We start from the raw sequence: 12817 nt of genomic DNA on the forward strand, positions 1-12817 counted from the left end.
CTTTTCTACCTTGGCCGCATGACCTCTCCTAAAGACCTGAAAAAGAAGCTGCGCCTCGAGGCACTCGCCCGCCGCGACGGCCTCGATGCATTCTGGCGGGTGGAGGCTGCGCTCGAAATGGCGGAGACGGCGCGCGACCATCTGGAGATCGGGCCCGGTCAGATCGTCTCCGGCTTCTGGCCGATGCGCTCGGAGGTCGATGTCAGGCCGCTGATGTTCGCCTTGCGAGAGAAGGGCGCACGGCTCTGCCTGCCTGCCATTCTCGACAAGACCACCATCGTCTTTCGCGAACTGGTTCGCGGCGCGCCGATGGTCGACATGGGCTTTGGCACGGTCGGGCCGCATGCCGAGGCCGAAGTTCTCGATCCTTCGGTCGTGCTGGTGCCGCTCGCCGCCTTCGACGCGCGCGGTCACCGCATCGGATATGGCGCTGGCTATTACGACCGGGCGATCGCGAAGCTCGTCGACAAGGGACTCGCGCCCCGGCTGATCGGCATCGCCTTCGACTGCCAAGAAGTTTCGCAAGTTCCAGACGAACCCCATGACGTGGTCATCCCGGAAATACTCACCGAGAGCGGGTTGCGCCGCTTTGCGCCAAAATTGTAGATAGTTCTTTGAAACGCATGATCTTTGCCGAAAAGTCATGCAACTTTTCGGGATCAGGCATAGATGCGACTTCTTTTCCTCGGGGACATGGTCGGCAAGACGGGCCGCACCGCGGTATGGGAACAACTGCCTGGCCTGATCTCCGACTTCAAGCTCGATTTCGTCATCGTCAACGGCGAGAACGCGGCCGGCGGCTTCGGCATCACCGAAGAGATCTTGCGTGAGACGATCGCGGCGGGCTGCGATGTCGTGACCACCGGCAACCATGTCTGGGACCAGCGCGACGCTCTGGCCTTCGCGCCGCGCGAGCAGCGGTTCCTGCGGCCTTCCAATTTCCCCAAAGGCACGCCCGGGCGCGGCTCCGGTGTCTACATCGCCAAAAACGGCGCGCGCGTGCTGGTCGCCAACATTATGGGCCGGGTGTTCATGCACCCGGAACTCGACGACCCGTTCCAGGCCGGCGAACGCGAGCTTGCCGCCTGTCCGCTCGGCGAGCAGGCGGATGCGGTGGTGATCGACTTCCACGCCGAGGCAACCTCGGAAAAAATGTGCTTCGCGCATTTTGTCGATGGCCGCGCCAGTCTCGTCGTCGGCACTCACACGCACCAGCCCACCGCCGACCACCAGATCCTCAATGGCGGCACCGGGTACCTGTCGGATGCCGGCATGTGCGGTGACTATGATTCCTCGCTCGGCATGGACAAGGAAGAACCGCTCAACCGGTTCCTGTCGAAAGTGCCGAAAGGGCGTTTCGAGGCGGCGACGGGACCGGCGACGTTGTGCGGCGTCGGCGTCGATATTTCCGACCGCACGGGGCTGACCGAGAAGATCGCGCCGTTTCGTCGCGGGCCAAGGCTGGAAGAAACGGCTCCGTCCTTCTGGGCGTGACATTGATATAGGGGGTCGCAGTACCTAATTGCCGGCGACACTGCTCTAGATCGTAGGGGACGACCTCCATGCAGCTTATCGAATTCCTGGCGCCGCATTTTCAATTCGTTTCGGACCCGACCGCCTGGGTCGCGCTGCTGACGCTGGTGGTGCTCGAGATCGTGCTCGGCATCGACAACCTGATCTTCATCTCGATCCTCACCAACAAGCTGCCCGTGGAGCAGAGAGCTCGCGCGCGGCGTCTTGGCATCTCAGCGGCGCTGGTCATGCGCCTGGTGCTGCTCGCCACCATTTCCATCATCGTTCAACTGACGACGCCGGTCTTCACGGCGTTCGGCCACGGCTTCTCCTGGCGCGACCTGATCCTGATCGCCGGCGGTCTGTTCCTGGTGTGGAAGGCGACCAAGGAGATCCACCACACGGTCGATCCCGACGACCATCAGGACACGATGCTGGGCGAAACGCTCAAGATCTCGCTTGCCGGCGCGATCTTCCAGATCCTGCTGCTCGACCTCGTCTTCTCCATCGATTCCATCATCACCGCCGTCGGCATGACCGACGAGATCGCCATCATGTATATCGCGGTCATCGCGGCCGTGACCGTGATGATGCTGGCGGCCGGACCGCTGGCGGACTTCATCGCCAAGAACCCGAGCATCGTCATGCTGGCGCTGGGCTTCCTGCTGATGATCGGCATGACGCTGATCGCCGACGGCATGGGCTATCATGTGCCCAAGGGCTACATCTATGCGGCGATGGGTTTTTCGGCGCTGGTCGAGGGGCTCAACATGCTGGCGCGGCGGCGCAAGAAAGCGAAAACCGGCGACGGCCACTGATACTAGTCGGCCGGGGCGAGCCTAGTGCCCCGGAACACCCTTCGGATGGCGGTCACCCATCAAGCCGAGCGTCAGGCCCTGTTCCAGCCAGGCCTTGGCGCCGGCGAGCACAAGCGCAAAGCCGTCGGTTGAGCCGACCGCTTGTTTCACCTGCTCGTCGCCATTGCCGGCAAAGCCGAAATTGTGGACCTCGAGGAATGTCGCTTCGCCAGGCATTTCGGTGAAGGTCCAGACCACCGTGGTCGGCGGATCGCTCCACGTCATGACGATCTTCTTGTCCCTGGCGATCTCGCTGACCTCGACTGTCGTCGAGACCCCATACATGCGCCACTCCCACTGAACCGGTTTGCCGCCATCAAGCCGGCCGCTGCCATGGGTGAACCAGAATTTGGTCGTGATCGCCGGATCGACGACGGCTTCGAAAACCTCAGCGACCGGCCGCCGGATCAGCATGGCGGCTTCGGCTGTCGGTGTCTCACGGATTTCCATGGCGATCTCCTTTCGAATACGCCCTCACCAGGCGTCGGGTTCGCGCACCATATGGATGATGCCGGCCGGATTGGTGATCCAACCACCTCGGAAACCCGCGTCCAAGGGCTCGACGGCATCGCAACGCACAATTCCCGCCTTGGCCAGATGATCCGCGGCGCCCGGAAAATCCCGCGTGAAAAGCTCCAGCCAGATCTCGGCCTGGCTCATCGTCGGCGCCTCGTCGATCCAAAGCCTGTTGGGGCCGAGCTCGAAGCCGATGGCCGGCGCCTTGGCTGTGAACGGCTTGAGGCCGACGACATCGCGGTAGAAGGCGATCGTCGCTTCGTACTGGTGCGATGGCACCTTCATGGCGATGTTGATGCCGCCGGTGATCTTCGCGGTCATGGCTGGGCTCTGTTTTCAAATGTTGTTTTCGCTGGCGGGTTCGCCCTTCATCTCGCTGCGGTAATAGCCGTCGCGCAGATTGATGCCGTATTCGACATAGGCCTTCATGCAGGCCAGCATCTGCGACCAGCCCTCGCAATTCAGGTAGGACTTCTTCAGACCGACCGCGCCTTCCTGCCAGCCGCTCTCGGCGATGGTGACGAAGGTGCCGCCATCGTCGAGCGGCTCGAAATTCATCTCGATGCGGGTCTTGTAGGCGGGGTTGCCGTCGGCGTCGGTGGCATCCCAGCGCAGCACGATGCGGCTGTCCTTGACCACTTCGTCGGCCTCGACCGGCACCTTGCCCCACCAGACGACAGCCGAACCGGCGACCAATGGCGCGCTGGCACCGCCGATGGTGGTGAAATAGCCGCTCAGCTTCTTCGGGTTGACGACCGCGTCGAAGACTTCGGCGACCGGTTTGCCGATGCGCCCTGAAACGCTGAATCCAAGAGACATATCCACAGCTCCTTGCTTGAACGAGCCAACAATATGTTATAAAAACATAACATGTCAAGCCGATCGCAGGACGACCATGTTTTCAAGGCGCTGGCGCATCCGCGCCGGCGCGAAATGCTGGATCTGTTGAAAGACCAGCCAAAGACCACCGGCATGCTGTGCGAAGCTTTTCCCGATATCGACCGCTGCACGGTCATGCTGCATCTCAAGGTGCTGGAGGACGCGGACCTGATCGTCGCGCGCCGCGACGGACGCGAGCGCTGGAACCATCTCAATGCGTTGCCGATCAAGCAGATTCACGACCGCTGGATCAGCCAGTATGCCGGCCATGCGCTCAGCATCATTGACCGGCTGAAGTCCGATCTGGAAGGGTAGGACAGCCTGCTTGCCGGGCCGCCGCATGCCGAGCGCCCCGGCAACGCGGCGCGGCTGGACGAATTGAGCCGATTTATCTATAAGCCGGCCATTCCGACACAGGGCGCCGTACGTTCACCCGGACGCATCGGGACGCTCTGAAATTGAATTCGAGCCTTTTGCAAAGGCGAGATGACGCATCTCGCGGCAAGACGCTCTAGCCGAACACGACAGGGGTGCCATGGCTGGCCATTCACAGTTCAAGAACATCATGCACCGCAAGGGCCGTCAGGACGCGGTGCGGTCGAAAATGTTTTCCAAGCTGGCGCGCGAAATCACCGTCGCCGCCAAGAGCGGAACGCCGGACCCATCGATGAACCCGCGTCTGCGCCTGGCGATCCAGAACGCCAAGGCGGTGTCGATGCCCAAGGACAACATCCAGCGCGCCATCAACAAGGCCTCGATGGGCGACGCCGAAAACTACGAAGCGGTGCGCTACGAAGGGTATGGGCCTGGTGGCGTCGCCGTGATCGTCGAGGCGCTGACCGACAACCGCAACCGTTCGGCGTCCAATGTGCGCGCCGCCTTCACCAAGGCCGGCGGCGCGCTCGGCGAAACCGGATCGGTGTCGTTCATGTGGGACCGCGCCGGCGAAATCTACTATCCGGCCTCGGCCGGCAGCGCGGACAAGATCATGGATGCGGCGATCGAAGCCGGCGCCGACGATGTCGAATCGGACGAGGAAGGCCACACGATCTATTGCTCCTTCGAGACTCTCGGCGAGGTGTCTAAGGCGCTTGAAACCTCGCTCGGCGAGGCCGAATCGGTCAAGGCGATCTGGAAGCCGCAGAACAATGTCCCCGTCGACGAAGAGCGGGCGCAATCGCTGATGAAGCTGGTTGCCACGCTCGAGGATGATGACGACGTGCAAAGCGTGTACGCCAACTTCGAAGTCGACGACGAGACGATGGCGAAGCTCAGCGCGGCGTGAGCGAAGGTCGTCCGATATGAGCAAAGCTCAGTTGCCGGCCATCCGCATTACCTACTGCACGCAATGCCAGTGGCTGTTGCGTGCCGGCTGGATGGCGCAGGAGCTGCTGTCCACCTTCGGTACCGATCTCGGCGAGGTGACGCTGGTGCCGGGCACCGGCGGCATCTTCACCATCTCCTGTAACGATGTGCTGGTCTGGGACCGCAAGCGCGACGGCGGCTTCCCTGACGCGGCCAAACTCAAGCAGCTGGTCCGCGACGTGATCGATCCGGATCGGGATCTCGGTCACGCCGACCGCAAAGGCCACAAGGGTGACACGCAGAAAGACCTCGCCTGAGCGGAGTTTTTCTGCGTCTCGTTAGACCTCTTCAGAGCAATGCGAAGATAAAGCACGCCATCGCCACGATGGCGGTGACGGTGCGGACGTGGTTCCACATCACCCATTGGCTCAGATGGTTCGCCCACACGGCAGCGCCGTTGCTGCTGGCCGGGTCGACGGCGGCGAGAGCATCGTTGAGCGGCACGTTGAAGACCATGGTCACGATAGGGTTGCCGACCAGATAGATCACCGCGCCGGCCAGTAACCAGTACGAGCCGGACTGGCTCCAGCCCAAGAGAGCGGCGGCAATGAGAACGAGGCAGATGAGGCCGGTGCCAAACAGCGCTGTCATGAAGGTCGGGGTGATCACCGTGACATTGATCGAATTCATCGCGGCGATGCCCGCTGGGACGGGCAGCCGGGCAAGGGCCGCCATGACGAAGTTGGAAAAGGCGAAGAATACGCCACCGACGACGCCCGCGCCGATCGCGGCAATGAAGGTGAGGGTTGGAAGAAGCTTGATCATCTCAGTTGCTCCAGACGCCGGTTGCGGCGGTTTGCTCTCTAAAATGTGAGCATACCTCACATTTGCAAAACGTGATAAACCCTCGTATTTTGTAAGTCAAGTCGTTCCCGGCGATTTTGCCGGGCGCGTTTGTTGGAGACGGTCATGGAAGGCACGCAAACCAATGAGCGGATCGGTTCGCCGCGCCGGGCGCCAAGCCAGCAGCGCAGCCGCGAGCGGGTCGAGCGCATGCTGGCCGCCGCCTCGGCGCTGATTGCCGAACAAGGCAGCGACGCAATGCGCATGGGCGAGGTGGCGGAGCGGGCTGTGGTGTCGATCGGCTCGCTCTACCAGTTCTTTCCGGACAAGAGGGCGATCGTCTGGGCGCTGGCCGAACGCTACACAGCGGAAAGCCAGGCTTGTATCTCGGCGGCACTCAGGGATGTCAGCGACGCCAAAGGCCTGCGGCAGGCTTTCTCGGAGCTGGTCGATATTTACTACGAGCTGTTCCTGGCCGAGCCGGTGATGCGCGACATCTGGTCGGGCACGCAGGCCGACAAGGCGCTGCGCCAGCTCGAACTCGCCGACAGCCGCGCGAACGCGGAATTTCTGATCGCGGTGCTCAAGCGCCTGCGGCCCGATGCCGATCCGGTGGCGCTCGACACGACGGCATTCTTGGTGTGGCAGATGGGCGAGGCGGCCATGCGGCTGGCGATCTCGGTCGACAGGCAGGAGGGCGACAGGCTGGTCGCGGCCTACAAGCGCATGGCACTCAGGGAATTGCTGGCCGAATAGGGCCGAAGACCCAGCCTTCGGCCAAGCAACAAAAAACCCGCCACAAGGGCGGGCTCTTGATCCGCGAAAAAGCTCTTCGCTTTAGAGACCGAAACCTTCGAAGCGCTTCTTGAACTTCGACAAGCGGCCGCCGCGGTCGAGCAGGGTCTGCTGGCCGCCGGTCCAGGCCGGGTGGGTGGTCGGGTCGATATCGAGGTTCATCGTATCGCCTTCCTTGCCCCAGGTCGAACGGGTCGTGTATTCGGTGCCGTCGGTCATGACGACCTTGATGGTGTGGTAGTCGGGATGGATTGCGCTCTTCATGGCTCTGTTCCTGGCTTGCCGGCGCGGCGGACGGGCATAAGCCTGCGTCGATGCGCCTCTTTTTAAAACTCGAAGCCGCAGCTATTGAGGAGCCGCGGCTTCTAAAACGGTCGGCGTGCCTATACATCAGCCGGAATTGAATCACAAGGCCGCGGCAAGCGCATATTGAGGCGCATAGGCTGAAGTGGCTAGAGGAAACACCGAGATGGTGCAATCAAGCAGCGCAGACGAGCGCCGACGCTCGCTCAAGCCGCTCAGGCGCCTGTTTCCGTATATCGCCGGATATCGCACGCTGGTCATCGGCGCCCTTATCTCACTGGCCATCGCGGCGGCAACGACATTGGCACTGCCGCTGGCCGTCCGGCGCATGATCGACCACGGTTTCTCGTCGGCCAGCACCACCTTCATCGCCGAATATTTCGGCGCCCTCGTGGCGATGGCCGCCGTGCTGGCCGCGGCGTCGGCCGGCCGTTATTACTTCGTCATCACGCTCGGCGAGCGCGTCGTCGCCGACATCAGGCGCGATGTCTTTGCCCATGTGACGACGCTGTCGCCTGCCTTCTTCGACACCGCCCAGTCGGGGGAAATCGTGTCACGGCTCGCCGCCGACACCACGCAGGTCAAGTCGGCGGTAGGCGCCACCGCTTCGGTGGCGCTGCGCAATGTCATCCTCGGCCTCGGCGCGGTGGGCATGATGGTCGTCACCAGCCCGAAACTCTCCGGCCTGGTCATCGGGGCGATCCCCGTGATCGTGCTGCCGCTGGTCGCCTTCGGCCGCTCGGTGCGGCGCAAGTCAAGGCAGGCCCAGGACACGCTTGCCGACGCGACGGCCTATGCCAGCGAGCAGATCGGCGCGGTGCGCACGCTGCAGGCCTTCACCAATGAGAGACTGGTCACCGGACGATTCTCGGGCGCGGTGGAAGCGGCCTTCGAGGCAGCGCGCGCTTCGATCTTCGCGCGCTCCTTCCTCACCTTCTTTGCCATCTTCACCATTTTCTCCTCGGTCGTGGCGGTGCTGTGGTTCGGCTCGCGCGACGTGCTCGACGGCACGATATCGCCTGGCACGCTTGGCCAATTCCTCCTTTATTCGGTGTTCGCCGCTGGCGCGCTCGGCGCGCTGTCGGAAGTCTGGGGCGAACTCGCGCAAGCCGCAGGTGCCGCCGAACGGCTGACCGAGATTCTGGCCGAGACGCCGGCAATCCAGGCGCCGGCCGATCCGAAGCCGCTGCCGGCGGTTGCCAAGGGCGCGATCGTCTTCGAGAATGTGTCCTTCTCCTATCCGGCGAGGCCCGATCGCGCCGCCGTCCACGGCCTGAGTTTTCAAGTCATGCCCGGCGAGACGGTCGCCATCGTCGGCCCCTCGGGTGCCGGCAAGAGCACGGTGTTCTCGCTGATCCTGCGCTTCTACGATCCGGAAACCGGCAAGATCCTGATCGACGGCGTCGATGTGCGCGAGGCCGATCCCGTCGTGGTCAGGCAGCGCATCGCCATCGTGCCGCAGGACGTCACCATCTTCGCGGCGAGCGCGCGCGACAATATCGGCTTCGGCCGGCCAGGCGCCAGCGAGGCCGAGATCGAGGCCGCGGCCAAGGACGCACTGGCCGACGAGTTTATCCTCAGGCTCGAGAACGGCTATGACAGCCAGGTCGGCGAGCGTGGCGTGACGCTGTCCGGCGGCCAGCGCCAGCGTGTGGCGATTGCACGTGCCATCCTGCGCGACGCGCCGATCCTGCTGCTCGACGAGGCCACCTCGGCCCTCGACGCCGAAAGCGAGACGCTGGTGCAGACCGCGCTCGAGCGGCTGATGCGGGGGCGCACCACCATCGTCATCGCCCACCGGCTGGCGACGGTGCTGAAGGCCAACAGGATCCTGGTCATGGATGGCGGCCGCATCGTCGAGGAAGGCACGCATCAGAGCCTGGTCGCCAAGGGTGGCATCTATGCCAGGCTCGCCAAGCTGCAGTTCGAGACCGGCGCCAGCGCCTTCAGGGGCGCGGCGGAGTAGCAGGTTCAGTTCGCCTCGGCGTAACGAAAATTGTCGTCCCAGGCGGCATCTCAGCCGCCGTAGCGCTGCCTCAAATGGTTGACGAAATGCTTCGCGTTGAGCTTTTCGCCGGTGGCGCGCTCAAGCAGGTCCGGCGTCGACCAGCGCGACCCCTGCGACCAGATTTTCTCGCGGCGCCAACCGTTGATCGCCTCGAAATTCCCCTTTGCAAGGTCTTCGTCGGCTGAAGGACGCTCGCGCGTCAGCGCGGCCCATTGCTGCGCCGCCATCATCGCGCCCAGCGTATAGGACGGGAAATAACCGAAGGCGGCACCCGGCCAATGGACGTCCTGCATCGGCCCGTCGGCGGGGTTGTCGATGGTCGAGAGACCAAGATAGTCGCGCATCCTGGCATCCCAGGCTTCGGGCAAATCAGCCACTTCGAGGCTGCCCGAAACAAGCTCCTGCTCCAGTTCGTAGCGAAGGATGACGTGCAAGGGATAGGTCACCTCGTCGGCGTCGACGCGGATCAGGCCACGTTCGACACGATGCACATGCGGCAGGATATCGTCGAGCGACCAGGCTTCGCCGAGATGCTTCTCCACCACCGGCAGCGCCCAGCGCCAGAAGGCAGGATTGCGCCCGATCTGCTTTTCGACGAACAGGCTCTGGCTCTCATGCACGGCCATGCCGCGGGCCTTGCCGAGCGGCCAGTGCGCCCACGCCTTGGGCAGGTTCTGTTCGTAGAGCGCATGACCGGTCTCGTGCAGCACGCCCATCAGCGCCGACAGGAAATCCGAGGTCTTGTAGCGCGTGGTGATGCGCACGTCGCTGGGCACGCCGCCGCAGAACGGATGGTGCGATACCGACAGTGAGCCGTGCGTCAGGTCGAAGCCGACCGCCGCCATCATGGCAAGGCCGAGTTCGCGCTGCCGGTCGATGGCATAGGTACCCGAAAGCGGCTTCAGCGGATGCTTGCGCAGCCGCGCTTCCTGGATCGCCAGCGCCTCCGGCATGAAGCCCTTGAGGAAGGCCTTGAGGTCGGCGAAGACGGGCGTGATGTCGGCCGTGCGATTGCCGGGATCGTATTGTTCCATCAGCGCGTCATAGGGGGCAAGGCCGAGCACGTCGGAGCGCAGGGCGGCCTCGTCGCGCACCAGCGCCACCACGCCTTCAAGCGCCGGCTGAAAACCCGCCCAATCGTTCTTGGCGCGCAGGGCGCGCCACAATTGCTCGCAGCGCATGCGCGCCGTCGTCTGGCGCTCGACGAATTCGACCGGCAGGCAGGTCAGGTTGGTGTATTGCCGCCGCAGCTCGGCGAGAGCCGCCCGCTGCTCATCGTCCAATTCCTCGCCTTCGGCCGCGGCGATCCAGTCCGGTATTTCCGGCGCGGTCGCCCTGGTGTGATACATGCCGGCAAGGGCCGCCATCGCCTTGGCGCGCTTCTCGCCACCGCCGACGGCCATGTGGGTCGCCTCATCGGCGCCGAGGATGGCCAGCGCGTGCTCAAGCGCTTCGAGCTTGCGGCCGAGATCGTCGAGTTTGTGAAAGGACATGGCGGCTTCCGTGGTTGGGGACGGGGCGAAAAGACACCAACGCAAAAGCATTGGCAACCCTCGGATACCATCCGGCAGATGCAGCTTGCGCAAGCGAGGTTGGGCATGAAATGCTGCCGGCGATGGATGAAGGGGGAGCAGAATGATCGGCAACATCCTGGTCGGGCTGGTGGCCTTGATCCATGTCTACATCGTCTATCTCGAGATGGTGCTTTGGGACACGCCGCGCGGGCACAAGACATTCCGCCTGACGCCGGAATTCGCCGGCGCCTCCAAAGTGCTCGCCGCCAATCAGGGTCTCTATAACGGCTTTCTCGCCGCCGGCCTAATCTGGGGGCTTTACCTCGGCGCCGCCGGTTTCCAGGTCGAGGTCTTCTTCCTGTTGTGCGTGACCATTGCCGGTCTCTATGGCGCGGCGACGGTCGGCCGCAAGATCCTGTACATCCAAACCGTGCCGGCGGTGGTCGCCCTGGTCGCGGCCTGGCTCGGTTGGTAGGCAGGATGGGCTGGTAAGGAAAAAAAGGACGCCAGCGGGATTGGGTTCCCGAAGGCGTCAATGGGTCCCTTCCCCGAGGAGGTTTCCAGGCCGGAATAGCCTCAGCCGTTCGGATAGTTTCCGCCGTCGGCGCCATCACCCATCAGGAAACCGCTGCCGGTGTCGATCATCAGGCGTTGATCCACATTGTCGAGCCGGCGCAGCAGGTCATGGTATTGCGCGGCCGGGATCCTGCCGTGATCCGACGCGGCTATCCTCTCGGCGACCTGACTGATGCGGGCGGTGCGCATTTCCAGGCGCTCCGCGACGGCCGGGGTGATGTGGTTGGCTTGCCTGGCGTCGACGATGCCCTGATGAACACCCTGGACCTGCTGAACGAGCGCCTCGACACGGGGGCCTGCCATGTCGGTGGGGGCGGTCGCGTCGAGAGCACCCTTGTGGTGGCCCGCGGCATAGGCGCCGGCGAGCGGGACGGCAATGAGAATTGCGGCAAGCGTTGCAGTCTTGAGAGATGCTGATGAGCGCATGGTGTGCTTCCTCCTGCTGGGAAGGGAGAGCGGCCGCGCCGCCTCGCCTTCCGACCATTTCGGGTCGTCCAGTCCCGTCGCGTCGCGATGGGAGGCATCGCCGGCGGTTCTCGGCCCTGCGCAGCAAGCTAGGAGCGCTTCGGCGCGAAGTGTAATTAAAAAAAGATAATCTTTTCAGGCCTTGCCGGCGGATGCCTGCGCCCTAGAGTTGAGCCGGCGAACAATTTCGCGTGAGTTCGCGTGATGATGGATCAACGTTCGGTGAGCTTCAGTTCAATGCGGCGGTTCTTGTTGCGCGCCTCTTCGGTGTCGGCGGGATCGAGCGGCTGGAATTCCCCGAAGCCGGCGGCGACGAGCCGGTTAGCCGGCACGCCATTCTCGATCAGGAACTTGACCACCGAGGTCGAGCGCGCCGTCGACAGTTCCCAATTGTCGCGATAACGGCCGTTGCCGGACAGCGGCTTGTTGTCGGTGTGGCCGTCCACGCGCAGCACCCAGTTGATCTCCGGCGGGATCTCTTTCTGCAGTTCGATGATGGCGTCGGCGAGCTTCTTCATCTCGACCTTGCCGGCATCGTTGATCACTTCGGATCCGGTCGGGAACAGAACCTCCGACTGGAACACGAAGCGGTCGCCGACGATGCGGATGTTCTCGCGATCGGCCAGGATTTCGCGCAGACGTCCGAAGAAATCGGAGCGGTAGCGGTTCAGTTCCTGCACACGCTGCGCCAGCGCCACGTTCAGGCGACGGCCGAGATCGGCGATCTTGGTGTTGGAATCGCGGTCGCGCGTTTCGGAGACGTTGAGGGCATCCTCGAGCGCGCCGATCTGCTTGCGCAATGCCGCGATCTGCTGGTTGAGGATCTCGACCTGGCTCAGCGCCTGCTGGCTGATCTGGCGCTGGCTGTCCAGTTCGCCGCCCAGCGCCGCGGCTCGCTGGTTGGCGGCGTCGCCGGCACCCGCACCCTGCGCCAGCAACTGTTCGAGCCGGCTCTTCTCCGCCTCCGCCGCCGACAGCGACGCCTGCAGGTTGGCCAGCGAATCGTCCTTGTCCTGTGCCGTCGAGCGCTCCAGCGCCAGAAGCTGGGTCAGTTCGTTGATCTGCGAATTGAGGCGCGACAGCGCTGTATCCTTGCCGGAGATTTCGCGCCCGAGCAGGAACTGCGCCAACACGAAGACGGTGAGCAGGAACATGATGGCGAGCAACAGCGTCGACAGCGCGTCGACGAAGCCCGGCCAATAGTCGATGCGGCGATCGGTACGCCGGCCCCTGGCAAGCGCCAT

Annotated in this window: 17 protein-coding genes; 9 read left to right on the plus strand and 8 right to left on the minus strand. The window is 63.6% G+C overall.

Annotated elements, in window-relative coordinates; genetic code table 11:
* Positions 1 to 18: 18 nt before the first annotated feature.
* From MESAU_RS06345 to MESAU_RS06355, 3 genes are all read left to right on the plus strand, one after another.
* Positions 19 to 606 (plus strand): 5-formyltetrahydrofolate cyclo-ligase, encoded by a 588-nt coding sequence (locus tag MESAU_RS06345; RefSeq protein WP_041163649.1) that lies wholly within the window; start codon positions 19 to 21, stop codon positions 604 to 606.
* Between the two features lie 63 nt (positions 607 to 669).
* Entirely contained in the window at positions 670 to 1494 is an 825-nt protein-coding gene (locus MESAU_RS06350) for a TIGR00282 family metallophosphoesterase (RefSeq protein WP_015315231.1), read from the plus strand.
* A gap of 68 nt (positions 1495 to 1562) precedes the next feature.
* Positions 1563 to 2330: a TerC family protein gene (locus MESAU_RS06355; protein ID WP_015315232.1), complete on the plus strand. Its 768-nt coding sequence runs from the start codon at positions 1563 to 1565 to the stop codon at positions 2328 to 2330.
* A gap of 21 nt (positions 2331 to 2351) precedes the next feature.
* Here MESAU_RS06355 and MESAU_RS06360 read toward each other — a convergent pair whose 3' ends face one another.
* Genes MESAU_RS06360 through MESAU_RS06370 form a run of 3 tightly spaced genes read right to left on the minus strand, consistent with a single transcriptional unit; the run spans position 2352 to position 3704 of the window.
* The gene (locus tag MESAU_RS06360; RefSeq protein WP_015315233.1) at positions 2352 to 2819 is read right to left on the minus strand and encodes an SRPBCC family protein; all 468 of its coding nucleotides are present in this window, start codon (positions 2817 to 2819) and stop codon (positions 2352 to 2354) included.
* Between the two features lie 24 nt (positions 2820 to 2843).
* Positions 2844 to 3206 carry a glyoxalase/bleomycin resistance/dioxygenase family protein gene (locus MESAU_RS06365; protein WP_015315234.1) on the minus strand — a complete coding sequence of 121 codons (363 nt, stop codon included), beginning with the start codon at positions 3204 to 3206 and terminating at the stop codon, positions 2844 to 2846.
* A 15-nt stretch (positions 3207 to 3221) separates the two neighbouring features.
* Positions 3222 to 3704 (minus strand): SRPBCC domain-containing protein, encoded by a 483-nt coding sequence (locus tag MESAU_RS06370; protein ID WP_015315235.1) that lies wholly within the window; start codon positions 3702 to 3704, stop codon positions 3222 to 3224.
* Between the two features lie 51 nt (positions 3705 to 3755).
* Between MESAU_RS06370 and MESAU_RS06375 the strand changes: the two genes are divergently transcribed.
* The 3 genes from MESAU_RS06375 (at position 3756) to MESAU_RS06385 (ending at position 5386) form a co-directional block, all read left to right on the plus strand.
* A complete protein-coding gene (locus tag MESAU_RS06375; protein ID WP_015315236.1) occupies positions 3756 to 4079 on the plus strand; it encodes an ArsR/SmtB family transcription factor in 324 nt (107 codons plus the stop codon).
* Positions 4080 to 4299: 220 nt separating this feature from the next.
* Complete coding sequence (locus MESAU_RS06380) at positions 4300 to 5049, plus strand: YebC/PmpR family DNA-binding transcriptional regulator (protein ID WP_015315237.1); 750 nt, start codon at positions 4300 to 4302, stop codon at positions 5047 to 5049.
* Between the two features lie 16 nt (positions 5050 to 5065).
* Positions 5066 to 5386 (plus strand): Rdx family protein, encoded by a 321-nt coding sequence (locus tag MESAU_RS06385; protein ID WP_015315238.1) that lies wholly within the window; start codon positions 5066 to 5068, stop codon positions 5384 to 5386.
* A gap of 31 nt (positions 5387 to 5417) precedes the next feature.
* Here the strand turns inward: MESAU_RS06385 and MESAU_RS06390 are convergent, their stop codons facing one another.
* Positions 5418 to 5894, minus strand: a complete 477-nt coding sequence (locus MESAU_RS06390; protein ID WP_015315239.1) for an anthrone oxygenase family protein — start codon at positions 5892 to 5894, stop codon at positions 5418 to 5420.
* Between the two features lie 144 nt (positions 5895 to 6038).
* On the opposite strand from MESAU_RS06390, the gene MESAU_RS06395 reads away from it, so the two are divergent.
* Positions 6039 to 6668, plus strand: a complete 630-nt coding sequence (locus MESAU_RS06395) for a TetR/AcrR family transcriptional regulator (RefSeq protein ID WP_015315240.1) — start codon at positions 6039 to 6041, stop codon at positions 6666 to 6668.
* Between the two features lie 81 nt (positions 6669 to 6749).
* Here the strand turns inward: MESAU_RS06395 and rpmE are convergent, their stop codons facing one another.
* Complete coding sequence (rpmE, locus tag MESAU_RS06400; RefSeq protein ID WP_010912060.1) at positions 6750 to 6971, minus strand: 50S ribosomal protein L31; 222 nt, start codon at positions 6969 to 6971, stop codon at positions 6750 to 6752.
* A gap of 205 nt (positions 6972 to 7176) precedes the next feature.
* Here rpmE and MESAU_RS06405 point away from each other — a divergent pair, with 205 nt between their 5' ends.
* Entirely contained in the window at positions 7177 to 8976 is a 1800-nt protein-coding gene (locus MESAU_RS06405; RefSeq protein ID WP_015315241.1) for an ABC transporter transmembrane domain-containing protein, read from the plus strand.
* A gap of 50 nt (positions 8977 to 9026) precedes the next feature.
* Here the strand turns inward: MESAU_RS06405 and MESAU_RS06410 are convergent, their stop codons facing one another.
* Positions 9027 to 10511, minus strand: coding sequence for a carboxypeptidase M32 (locus MESAU_RS06410; protein ID WP_041163300.1), 1485 nt, complete (start codon positions 10509 to 10511; stop codon positions 9027 to 9029).
* A gap of 142 nt (positions 10512 to 10653) precedes the next feature.
* Here MESAU_RS06410 and MESAU_RS06415 point away from each other — a divergent pair, with 142 nt between their 5' ends.
* Positions 10654 to 11007 carry a DUF1304 domain-containing protein gene (locus tag MESAU_RS06415; RefSeq protein ID WP_015315243.1) on the plus strand — a complete coding sequence of 118 codons (354 nt, stop codon included), beginning with the start codon at positions 10654 to 10656 and terminating at the stop codon, positions 11005 to 11007.
* Positions 11008 to 11108: 101 nt separating this feature from the next.
* Here the strand turns inward: MESAU_RS06415 and MESAU_RS06420 are convergent, their stop codons facing one another.
* Both MESAU_RS06420 and MESAU_RS06425 read right to left on the minus strand, forming a co-directional pair.
* On the minus strand, positions 11109 to 11534 hold the full coding sequence (locus MESAU_RS06420) for a hypothetical protein (RefSeq protein WP_015315244.1): 426 nt from the start codon (positions 11532 to 11534) through the stop codon (positions 11109 to 11111).
* Between the two features lie 251 nt (positions 11535 to 11785).
* Positions 11786 to 12817 carry a peptidoglycan -binding protein gene (locus MESAU_RS06425; RefSeq protein ID WP_015315245.1) on the minus strand — a complete coding sequence of 344 codons (1032 nt, stop codon included), beginning with the start codon at positions 12815 to 12817 and terminating at the stop codon, positions 11786 to 11788.

This window comes from Mesorhizobium australicum WSM2073 (genome assembly GCF_000230995.2).
In the GTDB taxonomy this organism is placed as follows: Bacteria; Pseudomonadota; Alphaproteobacteria; order Rhizobiales; family Rhizobiaceae; genus Mesorhizobium; species Mesorhizobium australicum.